Here is a 20068-nt window from a genome sequence, read left to right on the forward strand (position 1 = left end):
GTCTCATGAACACGTCCCGCACTTCTGCCCTACCTATGCGCCGCTGCCTCGTTGCCGTGCCGCTCATCGCAGCCATGCTGCTGGCCGGCTGCTCGAGCGGCGGCAATTTCACTCCGCGGCCCGTGCTCACCCAGCACGGCACCGATACGTCGACCGATCTGCGTCTGGCCGAGACGGCGCTTGCCAGCGGCGACACGGAGCTCGCGACGACGCTGTTCGAAAAGACGCTGAAAGCCGACCCGCAATCGAGCGCTGCGCAGATCGGGCTGGCTGACGTCATGTATCAGACCGGCGATCTCGCACGCGCCGGCGTGCTGTATGCACGCGTGGCCTCCCAAGCGCCCGATGATCCGCGCGCTCAGTTGGGCCTCGCTCGCGTCGCGCTGCGCGAGCGCCGGCTCGATGATGCGGTCGCACGCTATCGCCAGCTCGTCGCCGCCCATCCCGACCACGCGGTGGCCGCCGAAGGACTCGGCACGGCGCTCGATCTCCAAGGCAAGCACGATGAAGCCCAGGCCGTCTACCGTGCGGCGCTTGCGCGGCATCCCGAAGAGCAAGGCCTGAAGGCGGACCTGGGCCTGTCGCTGATTCTCGGCAGGCAGGCGCGCGAAGGCGCGAACGTGCTGCTCGACATCGCCGCACTGCCCGATGCGCCGCCGCAGGCACGCGAGAACCTCGCGCTCGCCTATGGGTTGCTCGGCAACGGCGAGGCGGCCAAGCGCATTCTCGTCACGCAAATGCCGGCCGCCACCGCCGACGATAATCTGCAGTTCTATCGAATCGTGCGCGAGAAGTGGTCGATGGCCGGGGCACCGCAATGAAGCGCCTCGCGCGTCTTCCCGGCGACGAGCGCGGCGTCGTCGCACTCGAGTTCGTGCTCGTGTTTCCATTCGTGATGACGGTAGTGTTCGGCATCGTCGACACGAGCCTGCTGCTGTGCGACAAGGCCGTCATCACGAATGCGAGCCGCGAGGCAGCGCGCGCGGGAATCGTCGTGCGCGTGCCGCAGCTGTCCTCGACCGACATCACCAACGTCGCGCTTTCGTACGCGCAGGGCAACCTCGTGACCGGTGGCACGGCCACGACGCCGACCGTCGCCGTCGACCAGTCTGCCGGCACTGCGCCGGGCGACCCGCTCAAGGTCACCGTCAGCTACACGTATAGCGGGCTCGTACTGGGCGCTGCGTTCAGTTCACTGACGGGGCCGGTCACGATCAGCGCCGTCACGGTCATGAACTATGAGTGAACGTGCGCTCGCGAGCCGCCGCATGCCGCTTGCCCGCTGGCATGGCGGCGCGCCGAGGCCTTCGCGTGCGTCTTCGCGCGAGCGCGGCTCGGTCGTGCTGTGGTTCCTGCTGATGGTCGCGCTAGTCATGACGTTCGGCGCGTTTGCCATCGACCTGCCGCGCGTGGCGACGGCGCGCAACGAACTCCAGAACGCGGCCGATGCCGCGGCGCTGAGCGGCGCCGCGCAGTTGCTCGCAGGCACGGCTGGCCCCGATTGGACGGATGCCGCCAGTGCGACGAGCGCGGCCGTCTCGCTCAATGCGTCCGATGGTGCGCAGTTGACTGTCGGCAATGTGCAAACGGGCTTCTGGAACCTGACGGGCAGCCCATCGACGCTCGAAGCAACGACGATTCTGCCCGGGCTCTACGACGCGCCGGCCGTGCAGGTGACGGTCACGCGCTCGGCGAGCCAGAACGGTGGCGCGATCGCCTTGCTGATGGGTGGCTTTCTCGACGTGCTCACCGCGCCGGGCAGCGCGACGGCCGTTGCGGTGGCGGCTGCACCGTCGACGGTCGATGCGGGCGGGCTCTTTCCGGTCGTCATCGATCAATGCGTGCTGAACGAGTACTGGGACGCGGAGACAAACGAGCCGATGACCGACCCGTCGACGGGCCTGCCTTACGAATTTCAGATCGGCAACGGCCATACGTACGGCGGCACCTGCAACGCGGGCCAGTGGACCTCGTTCCTCATCAACGCCAACGACGTGCCGACCGTGCGCGGCCTCATCGCCTCGGGCAATCCGACGCCGCTGTCGATCGGCGACAGCATCTGGATCGAGCCGGGCGTGAAGACGACGATCTACCGCAGCGTGCCGGTCGGCACGACCGTCGTGGTGCCGGTCGCGACGCAGATCGATACGCATTCCTACGTGCCGATCGTCGCGTTCGCGGCGTTCTATATCGACGGCTCCTACGACGGCAGCAGCAAGTACATCCAGGGGCACTTCGTCGGGGGCTGGCGCATTCCCACGCAGGCTTCGGGCGTCGGCCCGAATTACGGCGCGTATGTCGCGCCACGGCTCGCGCTTTAGCGCGGGACAAGCGTCACTTTCACGCTTTCATATTCCTGCCCTGCTGTTTCCTTACGCTTCCTTACGGAAACGCGTCGAAACCCGACGATTGCAAGCGCGGCGTGCCACCCGCCTCAAGTTTCACCGACTTTCTGCCGTAGTTGACGATGTGGCGCCGTGGCCGCGGGAAGGCGCGCGTTTCGCGCCGGTGCCTCGTTGTTGCGGTACGCATGTTCGATTCCGGCAGAGCTGTACAACCCTCTTGAGAATCTGATGATTTCGTCCCTCCGAACCCGCATCCTCATCATCTCCTGCGCGACCGTCGTCGGCGCGCTCGTGCTCTCCGGGGCCGCTACGTATGCCACCGTCCGTGCCAACACGATGCAGGCGATCGAGGAGAGCCTCGCCGCCGTCGCGAGCGCCAATACGCTGGCGATCGACAAGTGGGCCGCAGCCAAGGCCCAGGCCGTTACGGCTGCCGCCGAAACCGTCGAGCACGGCGATCCGCAGGGCTACGTCAAGCAGTTGAGCCGCGCCGACGGCTTTCCGATTACGACGGTCGGCTGGACCGACAAGACGTTTTTCTCCACGAGCGGCACGACGCCGAAGGACTACGATCCGACCGCTCGCCCCTGGTACAAGACGGCCGTCGCGGCCGGCAAGCTCACCGTCACGAAGCCATACGGCGATGCCTCGACGGGCGTACCCTACGTCGCGTTCGCGGCGCCGATGATCCGCAACGGCGAGACGGTCGGGGCGGTCAGTGGCGCAGTGCCGCTCGACGGCGTGCGCGAAGTCGTGAGCGCCGTGCATCCGACACCTTCGAGCCTCGCATTCGTGGTCTCGCGCGACGGCCAGGTCATCGCGCACCCCGATGCGAAACTGATCCTCAAGTCCGCCACCGACGTGTCGCCCGAGCTCACGCCGTCGGCGCTGGACTCGCTTGCGCAGGCCAGCACGCCGATGGAGGTCGAACTCGGCGGCGCGACGAAGCTGCTGAAGGCGCAGGCCGTCAACGGCACCGACTGGTACCTCGTGATCGCGCTCGACAAGGCCGAAGCGACGGCCGGGCTGCGCAACGTGCTCAAGACGCTCGGCGCCGCCATGCTGTTGATGACGCTGGCAGCGGTCGGCATCGCGGCATGGTTCACCTCGCACTCGTTCAAGCGGCTCTCGCAGGTACGCGACGCGATGGACACGATCGGCTCGGGCGGCGGCGACCTCACGCATCGCCTGCCCGTGACGGGCAGCGACGAAGTCGCGCAGATCAGCGTCTCGTTCAACGCGTTCGTCGACAAGATCAGCTCGGTACTGATCGAGGTGCGCGCCGGCGTCGACAGCATGAAGACGGCCACGAGCGAGATCGAGATGGGCAACCGCGATCTGTCGCAGCGCACGGAGACGTCGGCCGGCAACCTGCAGCGTACGTCGGCCGCCCTCACCGAGCTGACGGCCAGCGTCAAGAATTCGGCCGAAGCGGCGATGCAGGCCACGCGCCTCGCCAACTCGGCCAGCGACGCGGCCGTGCGCGGCGGCGAGGTCGTCACGAGCGCCGTCGGCACGATGGACGACATCGCCAAAGCCTCGGCGCGCATCACCGAGATCATCGCCGTCATCGACAGCATCGCGTTCCAGACCAACATCCTCGCGCTCAACGCCGCCGTCGAAGCGGCGCGCGCGGGCGAAAACGGCCGTGGCTTCGCGGTCGTGGCCGGCGAGGTGCGCACCCTCGCGCAGCGCAGCGCGAGCGCCGCCCGCGAAGTGAAGGATCTGATTCAGGCGTCGGAGGCCAGCGTGAACGTCGGCGCCGAGCGTGTGCAAGCGGCCGGCGCCGCCATGCACGAGATCGTCGACGGCATCCAGCGCGTGAGCCGCATCATCTCCGAGATCGACACCGCGATGAACGAACAGAGCGCCGGCATCAGCCAGATCGATCGCAGCGTCGCCGAGATGGACAATGCGACCCAGCAGAACGCAGCGCTCGTCGAGCAGTCGACGGCCGCGTCGTCGACGCTGAACGAGCAGGCCCACGGCCTCTCGGGTGTGGTCGGCACGTTCAGGCTGCGCGGGGTGTAGACGCGAGGTCGTCACAGACTGCAGGTGCGCGCGCGATAGGGAGAACGATGGCGATCGCGCGCGCCGCGCCGCTGGTGACCGACGAAAAAAAACGGCGAGCCTGCTGCTGGAGGCTCGCCGTTGCTTTGTCCGCACCCGGGCGGACAAGCGGACAAGAGGCTTTAGCTGGCCGACGCGGCCTTGGCCGGAGCAGCCTTTGAAGCCGAAGCCGGCACCGTTGCTTGCGCCGCCTGGTAGTCGACCGGCGCATCGGCCGGACGCGGCGTCTCGCCCGTATGTTGCAGCCAGCCGCCGCCCAGCGCGGTGTACAGGTCGACCAGGTTCGCGAGCCGTGCCGCGCGCGCATCGATCAGCAATTGCTGCGCCGAGTACAGGTTCGTCTGCGCGGTCAGCACCTGGAGATAGCTGTCGACGCCGTTCTGATAGCGCAGTTGCGACAGATCGAGCGTGCGCTGCTGCGCGAACGTGTTGCGCTCGAGTGCGGCGATCTGCTCGTCGTAGGTGCTACGCGCGGCAAGACCGTCGGCCACTTCGCGGAACGCCGATTGGATCGCCTTCTCATACTTGGCGATCCCGATGTTCTTCTGCACGTGCGCGAGATCGAGGTTCGCGAGGTTCTGACCGCCTTCGAAGATCGGCAGCGTGATCTGCGGCGCGAAATTCCAGGTGGCCGAGCCCGGCTTGAAGAGCCCGTCGAGCGTCAGGCTCGTCGTCCCGCCCGAGCCCGTCAGCGTGATCTTCGGCAGGAACGCCGCGCGCGCCGCGCCGATGTTCGCGTTGGCCGCCAGCAGCGACGCCTCGGCTTCCATGATGTCGGGACGCCGCGTGAGCAGATCCGAAGGCAAGCCTGCCGGGATATCGGTCAAGAGGCCTTGATCGTCGAGCGGACGGCCTGTGGGCAGATCGGCCGGCAGCGGTTCGCCGATCAGCAGCACGAGCGCGTTCTCGGCCTGCGCCCGCGCTCTAGCCTGCGCCTGCTGGTTCGCGCGCGCCGCTTCGAGCACCGTCTCCGCTTGCCGCACATCGAGCTCGGAGCCCGTGCCGTTGTCGAACTTCAGCTTCGTGATGTCGTACGACGACTGCGCCGTCTTGAGCGTGTCCTCGGTCACCTTGAGCAGATCGTCGACCGACAGCATCTGCAGGTATTGATCGGCGACCTGCGACACGAGCGCAATCTCCGCCGCCTTGCGCGCCTGCGCGGTCGACAGATATTGCTCCAGCGCCTGGTCCTTCAGGCTGCGCACGCGGCCCCAGAAGTCGAGTTCCCACGAGGCTTCGAGCCCGACCGTGTACTGCTCCGAAATCGTCTGACCGAACTGCGAGAAGTCCTTCGGCGTGCGCGTTACGCTCTTGCCGCCCTTCGCATCGATCGCGGGGAACAGCTCGGCGCGTGCGATGCGGTACTGCGCGCGCGCCTGATCGACGTTGAGCACCGCGACGCGCAAGTCGCGGTTGTTGGCGAGCGCGATCTCGATGATGCGCTGCAGGCGCGGATCGGCGAAGAATTCGCGCCAGCCGATGTCGGCCGCCGCTTGGCCGTGCGCGCTCGCGGCACCCGACGCGGTCGGTTGCGTGGCGTACACGCCCGAGCTCGGGAACGTCGCCGCGACAGGCGCGGCCGGGCGCTCGTAGTGCGGCTGCAGCGTGCAGCCGGCAGAGAACAACGTCACGGCCACGGCAATCAAAGAATGTTTTCGCATCTGCATATCACTGTCCTTCGTTGCTCTGGCCGTTGTCATTGCCACCCGCATGCGATTGTGCGTGGTGATGCGCCTCGGCACGCGCCGCCGCGGTGTCCGCATCCTCCGTCTCGCCCGCGAACTTCGCGCGAATCACGACGAAGAACATCGGAATGAAGAAGATCGCGAGGAAGGTCGCCGTCAACATGCCGCCGATCACGCCGGTCCCGATCGCGTGCTGGCTCGCCGAGCCCGCGCCGTTGCTGATCGCAAGCGGCAGCACGCCGAGAATGAACGCCAGCGACGTCATCAGGATCGGACGCAGCCGCAGCCGTGCCGCTTCCATCGCCGCCTCGACGGGACCTATGCCTTCCTTCTGTTGCAGATCGCGTGCGAACTCGACGATCAGAATCGCGTTCTTCGCCGACAAGCCCACCGTCGTCAACAGACCGACCTGGAAGAACACGTCGTTCTCGAGCCCGCGCAGCGTCGCGGCCAGGAGTGCGCCGATCACGCCGAGCGGCACGACCATGATGACCGAGAACGGAATCGACCAGCTCTCGTACAACGCGGCCAGGCACAGGAACACGACCAGAATCGACACGCCGTACAGGATCGGGGCCTGCGAACCGGACTGGATTTCCTGCAACGACAAGCCCGTCCACGAGTAGCCGATGCCGGCCGGCAGCTTGGCCGCGATGCGTTCCATCGCCTGCATCGCCTGGCCCGTACTCTTGCCGGCTGCGGCGGCGCCCTGGATTTCGATCGACGACACACCGTTATAGCGTTCTAGCTTCGGCGAACCGTAAGTCCAGTGACCCGTCGCGAACGCGCCGAACGGCACCATCCCGCCCGATGCATTACGCACGTACCACACGTTCAGGTCTTCGGGCTTCATGCGGAAAGGCGCATCGGCCTGCACGTACACCTTCTTGATCCGGTTGTCGGTATCGAGGAAGTTGTTCACGTACTGTGACGCCCATGCGATCGAGAACGTCTGGTCGATCGCCTGCGGCGTGACGCCAAGTGCCGAGGCCTTCTCGCGGTCGATATCGACCTTGAACTGCGGCGTGTCGTTCAGGCCGTTCGGACGCACGAGCGCGAGAATCGGGTCCTTCGCGGCCATGCCGAGCAGCTGATTCCGGGCCGCCATCAGCGTGTCGTGGCCGAGACCCGCGTTGTCGGTCAGCTCGAAGTCGAAGCCCGATGCGGTGCCGAGTTCAGGGATCGACGGCGGGTTGAACGGAATCACCATCGCGTCCTTATAACGCGAGTAGTGCATGAACATGCGCTTGATGATCGCCTGCACCTTCTGATCCGCGTGCTGGCGCTGTGCATAGTCCTTCAGCCTGACGAACACGAGGCCCGAGTTCTGGCCGCGGCCCGCGAAACTGAAGCCGTTCACTGTGAACACCGATTCGACGAGGCCTTTCTCCTGCGAGAGCAGATAGTTGTTGATGTTCTGAAGCGTGCGCTCCGTCGTCTCCTGCGTCGAGCCCGTCGGCGTCTGCACGATCGCGAACATCACGCCCTGGTCTTCGTCGGGCAGGAACGACTTCGGCATCCGCACGAACAGCAGCCCGACCCCCGCGATCACCGCGATATAGATCAGCAGCCAGCGGCCCGAGCGGCGAATCACGTGGTGCACGCCGGAATGGTACTTGTCGCGGCTCGCATTGAACGTGCGATTGAACCAGCCGAAGAAGCCCGTCGTCGCTTCGTGATGGCCCGGCTCGAGCGGCTTGAGAATCGTCGCGCACAGGGCGGGCGTCAGGATCAGCGCCACGAGCACCGACAGCACCATCGCCGACACGATCGTCAGTGAAAACTGCCGATAGATCGCGCCGACCGAACCGCTCGACATCGCCACCGGCACGAACACGGCCGACAGCACGAGCGCCACGCCGACCAGTGCCCCCGTGATCTGCCCCATCGCCTTACGCGTCGCCTCGCGTGGCGAGAGTCCCTCCTCGCTCATCACGCGCTCGACGTTCTCGACCACCACGATCGCATCGTCGACGAGCAAGCCGATCGCGAGCACGAGCCCGAACATCGACAGCACGTTGATCGAGAAACCGACTGCATTCATGATCGCGAACGTACCGAGCAGCACCACCGGCACCGCGATCGTCGGGATCAATGTCGCGCGCAGGTTCTGCAGGAACAGATACATCACGAGGAACACGAGCACGATGCCTTCGAGCAGCGTCTTGATCACGTCCTCGATCGACAGCCGCACGAACGGCGTCGTGTCGTACGGGTACTTCACGACGAGGCCGTGCGGGAAGTACTTCGACAGCTCGTCGATCTTCGTGCGCACTTCCTTCGCCGTTTGCAGCGCGTTCGCGCCCGTGGCGAGCTGAATGCCCATGCCGGCGGCCGGAGCACCGTTGTAATGCGTGTCGAAGTTGTACGTCTCGCCGCCGAGCTCGATGCGCGCGACGTCCTTGATGCGCACCTGCGAGCCGTCCGGGTTCACCTTCAACAGCACGTCGCCGAAGTCGGCCGGCGTGCGCAGCAGCGTCTGCTCGGTGATCGTCGCCTGCAGCATCTGCCCCGGCACCGACGGCGTGCCGCCGAGCTGACCGCCCGCGATCTGCACGTTCTGCTGTAGCAGCGCCGTGGACACGTCGGCCGGCGTCAGGTTGAAGTTCGTGAGCTTGTGCGGATCGAGCCAGATACGCATCGCATACTGCGTGCCGAACAGCGTGACGGTGCCGACGCCGTCGAGACGGCTGATCGGATCCTGGATGTTCGATGCGACGTAGTTCGCCAGATCGTTGCGTTTCATGCTGCCGTCTTCGGACACGAACGCGAGAATGAGCAGGAAGCTGCTGCTCGATTTCGTCACCTTCGTGCCGAGCTGCTGCACGACGGTCGGCAGCAGCGGCGTGGCCAGCGACAGCTTGTTCTGCACCTGCACCTGCGCGATGTCGGGGTTCGTGCCGGCCGCGAACGTCAGCGTGATCGTGGCCGTGCCCGAGTCATCGCTCGTCGACGACAGATACAGCAAGTGATCGAGACCGCTCATCTGCTGCTCGATCACCTGCGTCACCGTGTTTTCGACGGTCTTGGCCGACGCGCCCGGATAGCTTGCGCTGATCTGGATCGACGGCGGCGCGATCGTCGGATACTGCGCGATCGGCAAATTGAAGATCGATGCGACGCCGGCAAGCATCAGAACGATCGCGATCACCCACGCAAAGATCGGGCGATCGATAAAAAACTTAGACATAAGAGCGAACTCCCTGAATTACGCGCCCGAAGCCGCCTGCGGGGCGGCACTGCTCGTGGCGGTCGCGGCCGCGGGAAGCTGGGCAGGTACCGCCTTCACCGTCATGCCCGGACGCGCCTTCTCCGTGCCCTGCACGATCACGCGATCGCCAGGCTGCAAGCCGCTGTCGACCACCCAGTCCGCGCCCAGCATGCCCGTGGTCACGATCGTGCGCGGCGCAACCTTGCCGTCAGCGCCGACGACGAGCGCGATCGCCTCACCCTTCTGGTTGTGCGTCACGCCGATCTGCGGCACCAGCATCGCGCGTTCGTTCACGCCTTCCTCGATGTGCGCGCGCACGAACATGCCCGGCAGCAGCACGCGGTTCGGGTTCGGGAAGATCGCGCGCACGGTGACCGAGCCCGTCGTTTGGTCGACGGTCACATCGGAGAACTGCAGCTTGCCCGTCAACGGGTACGGCCGGCCGTCTTCGAGGATCAGCGTGACCTTCGCCGCGCCGGCGCCGCTCGTCTTCAGGCGGCCTTCCTGCATGTCGCGGCGCAGCTTCAGGCCGTCGAGGCTCGATTGCGTGAGGTCGACATAGACCGGGTCGAGCTGCTGGATCGTGTCCATCAGCGTGGCCTGCCCCGCCTGCACATAGGCGCCCGGTGTCACTTGCGACACGCCCGTGCGACCGCTGATCGGCGCAACGACGTCGGTGTAGCCGACATTGATCTGCGCCGTATCGACAGCGGCACGGCCCGAGGCGACATCGGCCTCGGCCTGCCCTTGCGCGGCCACGGCGTTGTCGTAGTCCTGCTTGCTGACCGCATTGGCGGCCACCAGGACCTTGTAGCGATTGGCCTGCGCGGTGGTCGTCGCGAGGTTGGCCTGCGCCTTCGCGAGCGCAGCCTTGGCGCTGTTGAGCGCCGCGATGTAGGGCGCCGGATCGATCTTGTACAGGCGTTGGCCTGCCTTCACTTCGCTGCCTTCGATGAAGTCACGGCGCTGCACGATGCCGTCCACGCGTGCACGCACTTGCGCGACGAGGAAGGCGTTCGTGCGGCCCGGCAGTTCGGTGACCACCGGCACAGCGCTCGTCTGTACGGTATAGACGCCGACTTCGGGCGTCTGTTGTGGCGGCGCCGATTGCTTGGGCCCGCACGCCGTAAGGATCACGGCAGCCATCGCGACGCTGATTAGGCGAAAGGGAACCGGTTCGACACGCATGGAGCGACCTCTGGACAATGACTGGGAACAAATGAGCCCGCGGCGCCTCACCCCAAGAGGCGCGCGGTGCGACTCGCGTCGCGGAACACTTGATGAATACGACAGGCGCTTGCCTGGCAGCACGACCAAAGGCTCGCCGTGCCGAAAGATCTGCGCGATGGCGCCCGCCTTAGATGAGGCTTGTTGCAGGCGCGCGAACGACAGTGACGGATATTACCGGGAATTGCGCGAACACCCTTGTCTCGTCGGACAGGATTGTATTATACATTCATGATTGTATGTAAAAGCATATAATTACCGGATATGTCGGACGAGGACAAGAATCGCCTCCCGACGTGGCGGGCCGGCAAGCAAACCGGACGCACGCCATGCGCAATGCGGTCAGGTAGGCCTGTCAGGGGAAGGAGAAACGGTGGTCAGACGAACCAAGGAAGAAGCGCTCGCTACGCGCAACCGCATACTCGATGCGGCGGAGCAGGTTTTTTACGACAAGGGCGTCTCGCGCACGTCGCTGGCCGACATCGCGGCCCACGCGGGCGTCACGCGCGGCGCCATCTACTGGCATTTCGCGAACAAGGGCGACCTGTTCACGGCGATGTTCGACCGCGTGCTGCTACCGCTCGACGAGCTGACCCGGCCGGCTGAGGGCGAACAAGATCCCGATCCGCTCGGGCGGCTCACGCAGGCGCTCAAGTGGTGCCTGCATATGGCAGCTAGCGATCCGCGCAGGCGCCGCGCGTTCGACATCCTGTTTCTCAAGTGCGAGTTCGTCGAAGAGATGGGGCCCGTCAAGGCGCGTCATCAAGCGAGCATGGAAGAAGGCATCAGCAAGATGGAAACCGGGCTGACGAATGCGGTGGCGCTGGGGCAGTTGCCGGCGGACCTCGATACGCGCCGCGGCGCGCTGTTTCTACACGCGTTCATCGGCGGTTGCCTGCGCGACAGCCTGCTGCTGGCCCCTGGCCTCGCGTTCGGATCGCACACCGAGGCGTTCGTCGACGCGTGCCTCGATATGCTGCGCACGAGCCCGGCCCTGCGTCGCCCGACCAGCGCCGCGAACACACGGGCTTGAGGCCGGTTTTATGCCGGGTTGAACCGGGCTCGAGACGGACAAGGCCCGCGCGGCGGCATAGCCTTGTCCTGTCCGACGGCGACCCGGCGCGCCGTTACGCTGCCGCAGCGGCCCGTGCGCGTGCCCTTGCGGCCTGATTCGACGCGTAGATCGAGCCGCGCGGCACTGGCGTGCCGGCCTTCACGGCGTCGATCCACTTATCGGTGCCGACGACCGCCGCGAAGCGCGAGTGGAACACGACGCTGAATACGCGGTGAATGTCCTCGGCGCTCGCGTAGCCGGCATCGTTCTCGTACGACGGGCTGCCCGTCGCATCGACCAGAAACTCGACGTGCAGGCCAGCGTGCGCGGCCTCGTAGATCGTGGAGGCATCGCAGTTGTGCGTCATGTAGCCTACGATCGTCAGCGTATCGATGTCATGGTCCGCCAGCCATTGCTTGAGATCGGTGCCGGTAAAGGCGCTCGGCAGATCCTTCTTCACGAGGTGGTCGTAGGCACGTCCGGCGACGACGGGATGCAACTCGCCGCCGTGCGAGCCTTGCGCAAAGATCGGATCGGTGGCGGCCCCCATCTGCTGAACCATGACGATCGGCACCCCGGCGGCGTTCGCCGCATCCATTGCACGACCGATGTTCGCCAGCGACGTTTCCACAGGCGGGTATTCGATCGGCAGATCGCCGGTCACGTATTCGTTTTGCACGTCGATGACGATGAGGGCGCGGCGCGGTGCGTTGGACATGTTCGGCTCCTGGTTCGTAACGGTTCGGTTTCGGGTGCGTCTTCGGGGTTTTTCTCGCCTCGCTTCATGCTTGGCGACGGGATCCATTGTTCCCTTATTGCCCCTTCGTCGATAGCGGCCCAAATGCCATTAATCGATATAATCGGGCCACTTCTGCCGCCCCTCCTCGACGCCTCCTTTACCCGTTACGCCGAACGCCCGCCCATGCCAGCCAGCCCAGCCTCCACGCCCAATCCTGTCGTGGCCGTCGTCGCGTTCGACGGCATCAGCCCGTTTCATTTGTCCGTGCCGTGCATCGTGCTCGGTGAGGACTACAGCGCCGGGGGGGCTCCGCGCTTCGACTTGCGCGTATGTGCGCCGCTGCCCGGGCGGCTGGCGACGACAGCCGGCTTCACGATCGCCGCTTCGCACGGTCTCGACGCGCTGGCCGCCGCCGACGTCGTCATCGTGCCGAGCTGGCACAACGTCCGCGACACGCCCGACGCGGCGCTCCTCGACGCGCTACGGGCCGCCCACGCACGCGGCGCCGAACTGATCGGACTGTGCCTCGGCGCGTTCGTGCTGGCTTACGCCGGCATCCTCGACGGCCGCCGCGCCACGACGCACTGGGCCTGGGCCGACGAGTTCGCGCGCCGCTTCCCGGCCGTGCAGGTCGATGCGGGCGTGCTCTACGTCGACGACGGCACGGTGATGACATCGGCCGGCACGGCGGCCGGCATTGACTGCTGTCTGCATTTGCTGCGCAAGCGCTGCGGCGCGCAGGTGGCCAACTATGTCGCGCGACGCCTCGTCGTACCGCCGCATCGCCAGGGCGGGCAGGCACAGTTCGTTCAGCAGCCGGTCAGCGCCGACGCACGCGATGCGCGGCTCGCGAGCCTGCTCGACTGGGTGCGCGCGAACCTGCGCGAGGCGCATTCGCTCGATACGTTGGCCGAGCGCGCCTTGATGAGCCGACGCACCTTCACGCGACGCTTCAAGCAGGCGACGGGCACGACCGTCGGCGCGTGGCTGCTCCAGGCGCGACTCACCCATGCACAACAGTTACTCGAGATGACGGATCAGACTGTCGACGCAATCGCCGAAGCAGCCGGCTTCGGCTCGACCGTGTCGCTGCGCCAGCATTTCGGCGAAGTGTTCAAGACATCGCCGACCGCTTATCGGCGCGAGTTTCGCGGCGCGTGAAAGACGCGTCGTGACGCGCGGCTATATGCAACGGCTGCGAGCGAAAACGAAGACAGGTATATCCCCGTTTCGCGGTTGATAGATGCTACGGTGCAACGATAAGGTGTTTCCCGTCCCATCACCAGATCGTCTTGACATGCTTGTAAGCGCGAATCTTTTCGTCACGAGTCACGAGTGGAACAGCCAGCTTACGCGCCGTCGCCACGATCATGCGATCGGCCGGGTCCTTGTGAAACTCTCCTGGCAAATCCACCGATTTCAGACCAATTTCAACGTCGACGGGCATGAAGCGCACCGCCTCGATTTGTGCCACGGTGTTAAGCCAGCTCCCGACGTCCATCGATAGCACTAGCTTTTCGCGTTCTACCAGCATCGCGATTTCCCACGCCGAAATTGCCGAGATCACAATCTGACCGCCATCCAACTCCCGCTCAATAGCCTTCCCAGCCTTCGCGCTCAGGGCATCATCACCGTTCACCCACCACACCAGCACGTGCGTATCGAGAACGATCACCGAGCCGCCTCCCACACCACATCCACCGGTGCCGTGGGATCGATATAGCGGACAACCGAGCCACGCAACACGTCGAACGGATTGCGCTCATGGCTGCGGTACGGCCGGACTTCCAACGCCGGCTTGCCGTGATCGGTTACGACCACGCTTTCGCCGGACGCCTCAACCTGTCGGAAAAACTCAAGCGCCTTTGCCTTGAATTCCGTCTTGGAAACCTGGTTGCCTTCCATCATCTTCCCCATAGTCATCTGACATAGTCAGAATCGTAGTCAAAAATGACCATCATCACAAGTCATTTTGAATCACCTCAAGGGTGGCCGATCACTCGTAACGCACGCTCCGCTATATAGCACCTGTTAGGGGGATTTTCTCGTCACCAAGGAAAAAACGGCTCTAAGAGCCGCATGCTCCTCGGAAAAATCGCCGACGCAACGCTTACGCCCTATCGCCGTGCCGCAGCATCCATCAACCGCGAAGCACGGACACCCGAGGGGGGAAGGACAGCAAGCGCACGGCGACGCGAAAGGTCGCCGGCCGCGCTCAGCGAAGCCAATGCAGCGCGTACAGCACGAGAGCGACGAACACGATTGCCGCCCCCCAGGCCCAGACGGGCATCGCTTGCGGCGACGACGGACGGTGCGGCATCCCGTGTGTGCCGCGGCGGCCGACCAGCGTGCCGTCCGTGGTCCCGCTCACGGAGCCCGGCGCATCGAGCGCGGCCGAGCGGCGACCGAGCCCCGCCAGGCTGATCGGGCGCAGAAACACGTGCTGGCGTCGCGCGTGTGCCGTGCGCGCGCGATTGGGCCGCTTGCCATGTTTGGTCTCGATGACCGCACAAAACTCCGCGAAGAAATCGTCGGCAAGCTCGTGCAGCGCACTTTCAATTTGGCGCGGCGGCAGTTCCGCCAGCGGCCCCGTCAGCGTGGCCCAGATCGAATAATCGATGCGCGTAGTTTGCGGCGAGCCGTCGCTTTGCGGCTGCACGGTATCGTCGGGCGCCAACGCAATGTCGATTTGTCCGCGCAACGAGCCGACTCCGGTCGCACAGGCCTTGAAGTTCAACGTGCGATGCAGCGGAGTGGCGGCGTCGGAAGCCTTTTCTGTGGCGGCCTCGAGCGAGGCCAGATGCGCGCGCACGTCGTAGCGCGCGCGCAGCGGCCCCACGGGCACCGTCAGCGTCAGCGTGTACTCGCCACTCGGCAGCCGCCCGAACGACTCGCAGTTTTCGAGGCTGGCCCGCAACAGCGCAGTGTCGGTAAGCGCGTCCCAGACCGTTGAAGGCGCGAGCGGAATACGCAGCGCGTCGGTCAGTTCCATCGTCGTTCTCGCTTCACGGGCCTCGCCTTCCTCACGATGTCTGATGGATCTGTTCGACGCGGGCCGGATAAAACGCGATGCACCCTTTGATTCTCGCTGCGGTCTCGAGCGGATCCTCGTAGCTCCATGCCACGTTCTCCACCATGCCGGCCTCCTCCGTCACCAGATGAAAGTGCGTGGCCGTGCCCTTGTACGGGCAGAAGGTCGTGTAGTCGGAAGGACGCAGCCGCGACATGTTCACGTCCTCGCGCGGGAAATACAGCACATCGGGCAAACCCGTTTCCCGCAGCGTAAAACCCCTCGTCGTATCGGCGATCGTGATGCCATAGTGAATCACGCGCAGACGATGTTCGTTTGGCGCGATTTCGACACGGTGAGGCGTATCGGCATTCGTCATGACCATTCCCTTCGCACGGGTTCACGACGGTGCCCGATTTGCGGCGATGCAAAAAAAGCCACGGATCGGACACCGTGGCTTTCATTATCTGATAAAGCTTGGCCGCTTGTGCGGGCCGCCTGTGCGCTATTGCATATTCCAGTGGAAGTCGGCCTTGGCGCTGCCCGGCTTCGATACCGTGATCGCACGGGTCTGTTCATCGTCCTTGTAGCTTGCATGCACCGTATAGCGCCCCGGTGGCAGCTTCACGAGCATATAGGGGCCGCGCGCATCGGCTTTGAGCACCTGCGCATGGTCGCCCACGATCCGTACGTGCACGTCCGACAGATAGTCGGCGCCCGGTCCCGTAAAGCTCATGGCGAGCGGCCAGTCGTGCTGAGCGTGCTTGAGTGCGGTCGATTCGTCGAGGCCCACACCGCCCGACACGTAGGCGATATCGCCCTGATGCTGGATTTGCGGCATGCCGCCGCCATTGACGTTACCGGCGCTCGTCATGTCGGCGGGATTGCCGCCGACCGCACCCGATGCTTGCTGTGCTAGCGCCGCGCCCGCACAACTGAGCGACGCGGCTGCAATGATGATCGCCGCTACGCCCATTCGTCTGTTGCATGACATTCTCATAGCATCGCTCCTTATCTTTGCTGCGCGCACCGCACGCAGCCCATCAATGGATCGAGCAAGCAATGTGCCCGGCGCGCGCTCGCGCGCCGGGTCATCCGTCAGCCAAGATCCACCGGCACGAAGATCTGCGCGTTATCGCGCTGGATCAGCAGCGCCACGCTGTTGCCCGCCTTCGCGATGATTTCCTTCAGCTGATCGGGGCTCGATACCGCATGGCCGTTGACGGCCAGGATCACGTCGCCGGGCTGGATACCGGCGCTGGCCGCCGGGCCCGACGAGCGCTGCACGAGCAGCCCGTGCGACAGCGACGTGCCGCTGCGCTCCTGCGGCGTGAGCGGCCGCACCGCCACGCCTAGCCGGCCCGGATCGCCGTTCGGCGTGCCGCGATCGGCCACCTTCGCGTCGGTCATCGCGCCGAGCGTCACGCTCAACTGCCTCTTCCCCTTGTCGCGCCAGACATCGAGCGTGGCCTTCGAGCCCGGCTTCATGTTCGCAATCTGCGACGGCAGATCGGTCGAGTCGTTGACGGGCGTACCGTTGACGGCCAGGATCACGTCGCCTGCCTGCAAGCCCGCCTTCGCGGCCGGGCCGCCCGGATCGACCGAGCTCACGAGCGCGCCGGACGGTTTTTGCAGACCGAACGAATCGGCCAGCGTCTGGTTCACGCCCTGCACAGCCACGCCCAGACGGCCGCGGCTCACGTGGCCGGTCTTCACGAGCTCATCCTTGACGCGGATGGCCTCGTCGATCGGAATCGCGAACGACAGGCCCTGGAAGCCGCCTGTCTGCGAATAGATCATCGAGTTGATGCCGATCACCTGTCCTTGCAGGTTGAACAGCGGCCCGCCCGAATTGCCGGGGTTCACGGGCACGTCGGTCTGGATGAACGGCGTGTAGTTCTCCTCGGGCAGCGAACGCGCCTTCGCGCTGATGATGCCCGAGGTCACCGTGTTGTCGAAGCCGTACGGCGAGCCGATCGCGACGACCCATTGGCCGACCTTGCTCTGGTTCGGATCGCCGATCTTGACCGTCGGCAGATTGGCAGCGCTGATCTTGAGCACCGCAACGTCCGACTGCTTGTCCGAGCCGATCACCTTCGCGCGGAACTCGCGCTTGTCGGTGAGCTTGACGGTCACGATGTTCGCGCCGTCGACGACGTGCGCATTCGTCAGAATGTAGCCATCGTTGCTGATGATGAAGCCCGATCCGAGGCTCGCGCTTGGCGTATCGTCCTGCTGCGGGCCGTCGCCGTCGTCGCCGCCATTGAAGCCGGGGAACTGGCCATAGAACCGCTTGAAGAACTGGTAGAACGGATCGGCCGGGTCGATCGGCAGCTGCCGCGTCGAGCGCTGCGAGGTGCGCTTGACGACATGCTTCGCGCTGATGTTGACGACGGCCGGCCCGTACGTCTCGACGAGGCCGGAGAAATCGGGAATGCCGGTCTTGGCGGCGGCCTCGGCTGGCATCAACGCGGCCGCCTGCGCCGAGGAAATGAGCTGCGGCTCGGCATGGCGCGTGCCGGCGAAATAACCGGCCAAAAGCGCGGCGGCCACTGCAATGGCGACGGCGCCGCGAGACAGGGTTTTTGCTTGCATTGAAGGGGCCTCCTAGCTTGACGTACGCAGAGTAAGGGGATTGCCTTAAAGGAGACTTAATCGCGAAACCGTGGGTGCCCAGGCCCGGCGTGGGCCAGCGCGCACCGCTTGCGCGTGGCGCTCCGTTGTCAGAACCGCACCGTGACGAGCAGGCCGCCGAGCTGCGCGTCGCCGAGCTCGACGCTCGCGCCATGCTGCTGCGCGACGCGCTTGGCGATCGCCAGCCCGAGTCCGCTGCCCGACACGTCGGTGCGCGAACGCGCCGACTCGTCGCGATAGAAGCGGTCGAACACGCGGGCGCGCTCCTGCTCGGGGATGCCGGGACCGCTGTCGGCGATCCGCACGCACGCGCCCGCGCCCGCGCCCGCGCCGGCGTCGAGCGACAGCGTCACGTCGATCCGGCCACCGCTCGGCGTGTATTTGACCGCGTTGTCGAGCAGGTTGCCGAACATGGCGCGCAGCGCATCGGCATCGGCACGCACCATCGCCGGCTCCGAGGTTTCATAGTCTTCGAAGCCGAGATCGACGCCACCGCGCTCGGCCAGCGGCGCATGGGCCGCCACGCATTCGGCCAGGATGGTCCGCAAGTCGACCTGCGCCTTCTCCGCGCCGGCCTCGGGCTCGGCCCGCGCGAGCGCGAGCAGCTGTTCGGCAAGCCGCGTGGCGCGCGTCACACCCGCCTGCAGATCGGCCAGTGCCTCGCGGCGCGCCTCGTCGTCCTGCGCGCGGGCGACGAGCTGCGACTGGATCTGCACGGCGGCCAGCGGCGTGCGTAGCTCGTGCGCGGCATCGGCGACGAAGGCGCGCTGTGTGTCGAGCGCCGCGGCGAGCCGCGCAAGCAGGCCGTTCAAGGCGTGCACGAGCGGCCGCACTTCTTGCGGCAGACGCCTGTCGGGCAGCGGCTCGAGCGCATCGGGCCGACGCGCATTGAGCGCACGCGTGACGCGCGCGAGCGGCGCGAGACCGCGCCCGACGATCATCCACACGGCGAGCCCCAGAAACGGCAGCAGCACGATCAGCGGCCACAGCGTGCGCCAGGCGACGTTGGCGGCGAGCCGGTTGCGCACCGAGATCGGCTGGGCGAGCTGGACGACGTTGTCGCCGACGATCGCGCCGTACACGCGCCAGTCGCCGCGTTCGGTGCGCTCGGTCGAGAACCCGAGCTCGGCGCGCGGCGCGAGCGGCGCACGCGGATGCGAGTAGTACATCAGCGCACCCGTGCGGCTCCAGATCTGGATCACGATGCCTTCGTCGGCATCGTTGTGCGCGCCGAAAATCTGCGCGAACGGCTCGGACGGCAGCGCGGCGGCGATCTCCTGCAACTGATAGTCGAAAAGCTCGTTGGCTTCGGCAAGCGCTTGCCGATAAATGAGCCAGCCCGCGGCACCGACGCCGGCGACGACGATCGCGAGCAGCCAGATCAATAGTTGACGACGAATCGAACGCATCGGTATCGGACTCAGGCTTCCTTGGCGATCATGTAGCCGAGGCCCCGCACGTTGCGGATCAGGTCGGCCCCGAGCTTCTTGCGCAGCGCGTGAATGTAGACCTCGACGGTGTTGCTGCCGATCTCTTCGCCCCAGCCGTACATCTTCTCCTCGAGCTGGCTCTTGGACAGCACGGCACCGGGGCGCGCCAGCAGCGCCTCGAGCAAGGCGAACTCGCGCGCCGACAACGCGACGGGCGCGCCGTCCAGCGTCACCTGATGCGCGGCCGGATCGAGCGTCAACGTGCCGTGGCGGATCACCGATTCGCTGCGCCCGGCCTGTCGGCGGATCAGCGCGCGCATACGAGCGCCGAGCTCGTCGAGATCGAACGGCTTGACGAGGTAGTCGTCGGCGCCGGCATCGAGTCCCTTCACGCGATCGGCGATCGCGTCGCGCGCCGTGACGATCAGCACCGGCAATGATTTGCCGCGCGCGCGCAGCGAGCGCAGCACGTCGAGGCCGTCGCGCTTGGGCAAGCCCAGATCGAGCAGCACGAGGTCGTAGGTCTCGCTCGTGGCCGCCGTCAGCGCGGCTTCGCCGTCCTGCACCCAGTCGACCGCAAAGCCTTCGCTGCGCAACGCCTTGCGCACGCCCTCGGCAATCATCCGGTCATCTTCGACTAGCAGTATCCGCATTGCCTGGCGC

General features: G+C 65.8%; 17 protein-coding genes and 1 pseudogene. 6 read left to right on the forward strand and 12 right to left on the reverse strand.

Annotation, left to right across the window (positions count from 1 at the left end; all coding sequences use genetic code 11):
• Positions 1-35: 35 nt before the first annotated feature.
• The 4 genes and pseudogenes from D7S89_RS09550 to D7S89_RS09565 all read left to right on the forward strand — a co-directional run.
• Positions 36-794, forward strand: a pseudogene (locus D7S89_RS09550) (tetratricopeptide repeat protein); the annotation flags it as partial.
• A gap of 23 nt (positions 795-817) precedes the next feature.
• Positions 818-1246 (forward strand): TadE/TadG family type IV pilus assembly protein, encoded by a 429-nt coding sequence (locus D7S89_RS09555; protein ID WP_121277445.1) that lies wholly within the window; start codon positions 818-820, stop codon positions 1244-1246.
• A gap of 22 nt (positions 1247-1268) precedes the next feature.
• Positions 1269-2321, forward strand: coding sequence for a pilus assembly protein TadG-related protein (locus D7S89_RS09560; RefSeq protein ID WP_121277886.1), 1053 nt, complete (start codon positions 1269-1271; stop codon positions 2319-2321).
• Between the two features lie 252 nt (positions 2322-2573).
• A complete protein-coding gene (locus D7S89_RS09565; protein ID WP_121277446.1) occupies positions 2574-4376 on the forward strand; it encodes a methyl-accepting chemotaxis protein in 1803 nt (600 codons plus the stop codon).
• A 161-nt stretch (positions 4377-4537) separates the two neighbouring features.
• Here D7S89_RS09565 and D7S89_RS09570 read toward each other — a convergent pair whose 3' ends face one another.
• The 3 genes from D7S89_RS09570 to D7S89_RS09580 are packed head-to-tail and all read right to left on the reverse strand — an operon-like array spanning position 4538 to position 10499.
• Positions 4538-6076 (reverse strand): efflux transporter outer membrane subunit, encoded by a 1539-nt coding sequence (locus D7S89_RS09570; protein ID WP_121277887.1) that lies wholly within the window; start codon positions 6074-6076, stop codon positions 4538-4540.
• Between the two features lie 7 nt (positions 6077-6083).
• Entirely contained in the window at positions 6084-9290 is a 3207-nt protein-coding gene (locus D7S89_RS09575) for an efflux RND transporter permease subunit (RefSeq protein ID WP_121277447.1), read from the reverse strand.
• 18 nt (positions 9291-9308) lie between these two features.
• Positions 9309-10499, reverse strand: a complete 1191-nt coding sequence (locus D7S89_RS09580; RefSeq protein ID WP_121277448.1) for an efflux RND transporter periplasmic adaptor subunit — start codon at positions 10497-10499, stop codon at positions 9309-9311.
• A 412-nt stretch (positions 10500-10911) separates the two neighbouring features.
• On the opposite strand from D7S89_RS09580, the gene D7S89_RS09585 reads away from it, so the two are divergent.
• Positions 10912-11571: a TetR family transcriptional regulator gene (locus D7S89_RS09585; protein WP_121277449.1), complete on the forward strand. Its 660-nt coding sequence runs from the start codon at positions 10912-10914 to the stop codon at positions 11569-11571.
• 94 nt (positions 11572-11665) lie between these two features.
• On the opposite strand, the gene D7S89_RS09590 is transcribed toward D7S89_RS09585, so the two are convergent.
• Positions 11666-12310 carry a cysteine hydrolase family protein gene (locus tag D7S89_RS09590; RefSeq protein WP_121277450.1) on the reverse strand — a complete coding sequence of 215 codons (645 nt, stop codon included), beginning with the start codon at positions 12308-12310 and terminating at the stop codon, positions 11666-11668.
• A gap of 204 nt (positions 12311-12514) precedes the next feature.
• On the opposite strand from D7S89_RS09590, the gene D7S89_RS09595 reads away from it, so the two are divergent.
• The gene (locus D7S89_RS09595) at positions 12515-13492 is read left to right on the forward strand and encodes a GlxA family transcriptional regulator (RefSeq protein ID WP_121277451.1); all 978 of its coding nucleotides are present in this window, start codon (positions 12515-12517) and stop codon (positions 13490-13492) included.
• A 118-nt stretch (positions 13493-13610) separates the two neighbouring features.
• On the opposite strand, the gene D7S89_RS09600 is transcribed toward D7S89_RS09595, so the two are convergent.
• From D7S89_RS09600 to D7S89_RS09635, 8 genes are all read right to left on the reverse strand, one after another.
• Complete coding sequence (locus tag D7S89_RS09600) at positions 13611-14006, reverse strand: type II toxin-antitoxin system VapC family toxin (RefSeq protein ID WP_121277889.1); 396 nt, start codon at positions 14004-14006, stop codon at positions 13611-13613.
• Entirely contained in the window at positions 14003-14239 is a 237-nt protein-coding gene (locus D7S89_RS09605; RefSeq protein WP_425470766.1) for a type II toxin-antitoxin system Phd/YefM family antitoxin, read from the reverse strand. The genes D7S89_RS09600 and D7S89_RS09605 overlap by 4 nt, the downstream gene beginning before the upstream one ends.
• A gap of 307 nt (positions 14240-14546) precedes the next feature.
• Positions 14547-15323: an SRPBCC family protein gene (locus tag D7S89_RS09610; RefSeq protein WP_121277452.1), complete on the reverse strand. Its 777-nt coding sequence runs from the start codon at positions 15321-15323 to the stop codon at positions 14547-14549.
• A gap of 31 nt (positions 15324-15354) precedes the next feature.
• Positions 15355-15720, reverse strand: coding sequence for a DUF427 domain-containing protein (locus tag D7S89_RS09615; protein ID WP_121277890.1), 366 nt, complete (start codon positions 15718-15720; stop codon positions 15355-15357).
• 126 nt (positions 15721-15846) lie between these two features.
• On the reverse strand, positions 15847-16341 hold the full coding sequence (locus D7S89_RS09620; RefSeq protein ID WP_121277453.1) for a carboxypeptidase regulatory-like domain-containing protein: 495 nt from the start codon (positions 16339-16341) through the stop codon (positions 15847-15849).
• 98 nt (positions 16342-16439) lie between these two features.
• On the reverse strand, positions 16440-17936 hold the full coding sequence (locus tag D7S89_RS09625) for a DegQ family serine endoprotease (RefSeq protein WP_121277454.1): 1497 nt from the start codon (positions 17934-17936) through the stop codon (positions 16440-16442).
• Between the two features lie 128 nt (positions 17937-18064).
• Positions 18065-19384 carry an ATP-binding protein gene (locus D7S89_RS09630; RefSeq protein WP_121277455.1) on the reverse strand — a complete coding sequence of 440 codons (1320 nt, stop codon included), beginning with the start codon at positions 19382-19384 and terminating at the stop codon, positions 18065-18067.
• Between the two features lie 11 nt (positions 19385-19395).
• On the reverse strand, positions 19396-20058 hold the full coding sequence (locus D7S89_RS09635) for a response regulator (protein WP_121277456.1): 663 nt from the start codon (positions 20056-20058) through the stop codon (positions 19396-19398).
• Positions 20059-20068: the final 10 nt, after the last annotated feature.

The organism is Trinickia fusca, assembly GCF_003628145.1.
GTDB lineage: Bacteria > Pseudomonadota > Gammaproteobacteria > Burkholderiales > Burkholderiaceae > Trinickia > Trinickia fusca.